The following is a 3,777-nucleotide window of genomic DNA, read 5'->3' as shown; positions in this document are numbered from 1 at the left end:
GTTGTGCGAAGCCGCCTGGCTGCCGAGCCGAAGCTCGCCAACCGCCGCTACAAGCCACCCGATGCAGACGCGTTGCCGCCAGCCCTCCAGGTCATCGCTCATGCCAAGGAGGTCTCGCATCCAGACAACTAGCGCCGGATTGGGCGCATACTTGTGGAGCTGGGGTGACCTCTTGGACGGGAGGAAGCAATGGGACAGCTTAACCGTCGCCATGCACTGCTCAGTATCGCCGTGGGATCTTCACTCGTGTCTTCCGGTGAAGCCGTCGCTCAAGGAGCGGCTTCAACCGAGGGACGGGAGATTGCCTCCGGCGTTCGTCGCGTGGACTACACCAAGCGCGAGACGATGATCCCAAACTATAAGACGGTCTCGATGCGAGACCACATCTACCAGCCAGGCGCAAGCACCAGCGGTGGGAGCATGCCCAATGACATGGTCTGTCACATGCTAGACGGCGAACTGACCGTCGACACGGGCTCGGGCGACAACGTCTACAGAAAGGGTGACGTATGGTCATGTGCCAAAGGCCTGCCGGAACGCAGCAAAAACACCGGCAACACGGTCGCGATCATGCGCATCATCGACTTGCTGCCCGCATAGCATCTCCCTGTGCTGATTTTACATACGCCAACTATAGGAGGAAATCATGACAGAGCTCATGAGCCGCAGAGCGGCGGTCACTCTTGGTTTATCAGCCATCACCACGGCACCGCTCTTCGCTTCGGCAACGTCCGCCAAGGCCGCAGGGGCCGCAAATTACGGTCCCAATGAAGGCAGGGAGCTCAGCCCTGGTCGCCGGTTGGTGGAGATTGGCGAAATCCCTTCTGAGATGGACGCCTACAAGAGCATCAAAGTCGTGGATGTTGTGTACCAACCCGGAGCCGCCGATCCCAAGGAGGCGGTGATGGATGTGGACATGATGTGCTACATTCTCGCGGGCGAGTTCAGCATCAAGAAGACTGGAAAGGAACCCTACACCGTCAAGGAAGGCGACTTCTACACCTGCGGAAAGGGCAGAACGGACAAGGCCACCAACATCAGCAGTGGGGTTGGGATCCACCGCATTGCTATGCTGATGCCTGCCTCAGCACGTGTCAGCCCTGACTTAGCAGGTGATTTCCAGCTCGCACGGCGAGCCAGGGCTGCGCATTCCAGAAGCCGCCTTCAGCGAAATTCCACGATGGGCGGTCAAGGATTGGGCGCATGGGGCAAACGTGGACCCGGAAGATCGCATAATGGCACACCTGAGACGAAAGTGCTCGGTTCGCTTCAGCAGTTGAGAGCCGACGTTCATTGGGTAACCGGAACGTGAAAGTTTGACCCCAGGCGGACATTCGATGTGCCGTCGCTTCAGCATGAGGACGCCCGATCGAGGGCTGGAGTGGCGACGAACAAGCCGATCATGGATGAGCAAGGTCAGGTCGCCCCCGATCCGAAAGCGCCTGGCACTATGGGGGCGCTTGAGCGCAGCGATGACTTCCTCGGCAGCCCTCGTTCCACTTTGATAAGCGCCATGGGCAGTCGAGAAGTCGTTGCGCTGAGTCGCTTCCCCGGCGAAGAACAGCCGCTGGTCGAACGAGCGGGCAAGCTCGCCCCGCGCCACGGAGTGGCCCGGAAGTGCATAGCTATAAGCGCCGCCCACGTACTCCATGCGGCTCCAGCTCGAGGCGGCAAGGGGGCGAAGCATACGTCGAACGTCGGCCCCGAACAGCGCCGCGAGCTGATCCGCTGCATGGGCGAAGCCGGCGACGGGTCCACTCTCCGCCAGCATTCCGGCACCATCGCCGCCGAAAAAGCCCTCGATCACCGGGCGGCCAAGGGGGCGGACGTAGTAGGATCCCGTGCAGGCGTCGCGCGGGTCCCCAATCACGTGGGTCTCGGCCTCGAAGGGGCTATCGCCCACGATCTCCAGGAACAGCTTCTCGTTCCGCCCGAGCGGCAGGCTGGCGGCGGCATGACGCCAATCATCGAGGGCTGACGGCAGCCTGAATGCACCGCTGACAAGCACATCCGTCGGAACGGTGACAATGGCTGCTCGAGCTGTGATGGAGCCCGACCGCGTGGTGATGCTCACGCCGGCCGCTATCAGGTCGATCGCTTCGACTGGCGTAGCGAGGCGAAGCGCGACCGTGGCCGGCAGGCTCGCCGCAACGAGCGTGCCGTATCCGGCGGGCAGCCGCCAATTGTGCCGGGTCGAGGCCTCATCATAGGCGAGGTAGTCGGCGGCCGAGATCCGCTCGAGGGCGGCACCGCTGATATAACCACTCATTGCCTGAAGATAGGCGTTCCATGCTCCGCCCGGCTCCAGAGCGTCACCTGCGCAGTCGCTTGGCGGCGGAGTTGCCAGCCGCTCGCGCCATGCGGAGAACGCATCATCGGCGGCTTCCTGCTCCGCCGAGGAGAAGCCGAGGTCGCGATACTGCTGGCCCCAGGCCGGCCCGCGGCGGTCGACGACGAAGCCCATAGCGTCTGCGACGGCGACCCATGGGTTGCGATCGGCCGAATGGAGCCAGCCGCAGCCGAGGTCGAGTGCGTAGCCGGCCACGTTCACCGTGTAGGCGCGGCCGCCCACCCGTTGCGAGGCCTCAAGCAGCAGCGTGGCAACCCCGCTCTCTCCCAGCCGACGGGCTGCGGCAACGCCTGCGGCACCGCCGCCGATAATCACGACATACCAATCAGCGCTCATAAGGTCCTGTCATTCGTGAGTAGTTGGTACTGCTCCATCTCTTGGTGCCTCTGAGCAAGCCCCGCAACAGGCCCCGCATGAGTGACGCGAGCTGCCGCGACGATGGCACGGGTGCGGGTACTCGAGCAACGGGGAGACGGTCGCGGGTGCTGGGTAACGGTCGCAGGGTGAAATGGCGGCATCATCCGTCAACGCGCGCCGATGGCAGACGATCCGGTCCCGCTGGCGGGCTCCTAGAACACTTGGAGGCCACCACGGGCTGGGTGACTCGTGTCTCACCCAGCTCCTCGCGACCCCCATGTGGTCGCAGAGGATTTCCATCGCAACGTCGTTCGGGCGCAACACCCGACGCTCGAATGAGAAGGCTGGAGATGGGTGCCGGTGGACGGAGCTGCGTAGCCGAAGGTCTTGTAGCGAAAGCTTGCCATGGTGTTGTTCCACTGATGGGTTGGCAAGTTGAAGGATGGTGAATGTGTCCAGCAACGAACCCGGGGTCGCACCGAACGCTAGCCTATGTCCAGGCTCGGACAGCTCACTTTCGTGCGGGCGACCCCGCACGCTTTGCCACGAAGGCCAGGAGACCGGCCGCGACCAGCATGGCCGCGCTGGCGGCGAAGGTGTTCTGATAGCCGCTCATATCGAAGAGGAAGCCGCCGATCGTGGCGCCGAGGGTGATCGCCAATTGAATGGCAGCCACCATCAGCCCGCCACCGGCCTCAGCGTCATTGGGCAAGGTCCTGGTCAGCCAGGTATTCCACGCCACGGGGGCCGGGGTGCCGATCAAACCCCATGCTCCGAGCAGGATCGCGGTTGCGGCAAGCCCGTTGCCAAAGGGGATCAGGGCTATGGCAATCACGGCCATGACGAGTGGAATCGCAATCATCACACCATACACGCTATTCTTTAGGAACGAGCCGATGACGAACGTGTAGCGCGACGCGCGAATGTGTGAGTAAGGCGACGGCCAGATTTACGAGATGTCGCCTCCGGTTGAAGTCGACCTACCGTGTCACGGGACGACACGGAGGAGCGCATGAGCCGGCTCGATCAGGAGGCTCGCATGACTATCAAGGCATTGGCGGCGCGGGGAG

At 62.9% G+C, this 3,777-nt stretch carries 2 protein-coding genes and 2 pseudogenes; 2 read left to right on the top strand and 2 right to left on the bottom strand.

Going from position 1 to position 3,777, the window contains the following annotated elements:
- Positions 1 to 132 (top strand): annotated as a pseudogene (locus FS320_RS51220) (IS481 family transposase); the annotation flags it as partial.
- Positions 133 to 189: 57 nt separating this feature from the next.
- Positions 190 to 600, top strand: a complete 411-nt coding sequence (locus FS320_RS39870; protein WP_152717961.1) for a cupin domain-containing protein — start codon at positions 190 to 192, stop codon at positions 598 to 600.
- A gap of 856 nt (positions 601 to 1,456) precedes the next feature.
- Here FS320_RS39870 and FS320_RS39860 read toward each other — a convergent pair.
- Positions 1,457 to 2,686: pseudogene (locus FS320_RS39860) on the bottom strand (flavin monoamine oxidase family protein); the annotation flags it as partial.
- A 532-nt stretch (positions 2,687 to 3,218) separates the two neighbouring features.
- Positions 3,219 to 3,569: an MFS transporter gene (locus tag FS320_RS39855; protein WP_192926411.1), complete on the bottom strand. Its 351-nt coding sequence runs from the start codon at positions 3,567 to 3,569 to the stop codon at positions 3,219 to 3,221.
- Positions 3,570 to 3,777: the final 208 nt, after the last annotated feature.

The sequence above is a fragment of the Microvirga tunisiensis genome, from assembly GCF_009296175.1.
Taxonomy (GTDB): domain Bacteria; phylum Pseudomonadota; class Alphaproteobacteria; order Rhizobiales; family Beijerinckiaceae; genus Microvirga; species Microvirga tunisiensis.
This window is presented reverse-complemented; position numbering and strand designations above follow the sequence as displayed.

Coding starts and splice junctions, on each gene's coding strand:
- FS320_RS39855 (WP_192926411.1), bottom strand. CDS start 3,569: ATGATTGCGATTCCACTCGTCATGGCCGTGATTGCCATAGCCCTGATC.
- FS320_RS39870 (WP_152717961.1), top strand. CDS start 190: ATGGGACAGCTTAACCGTCGCCATGCACTGCTCAGTATCGCCGTGGGA.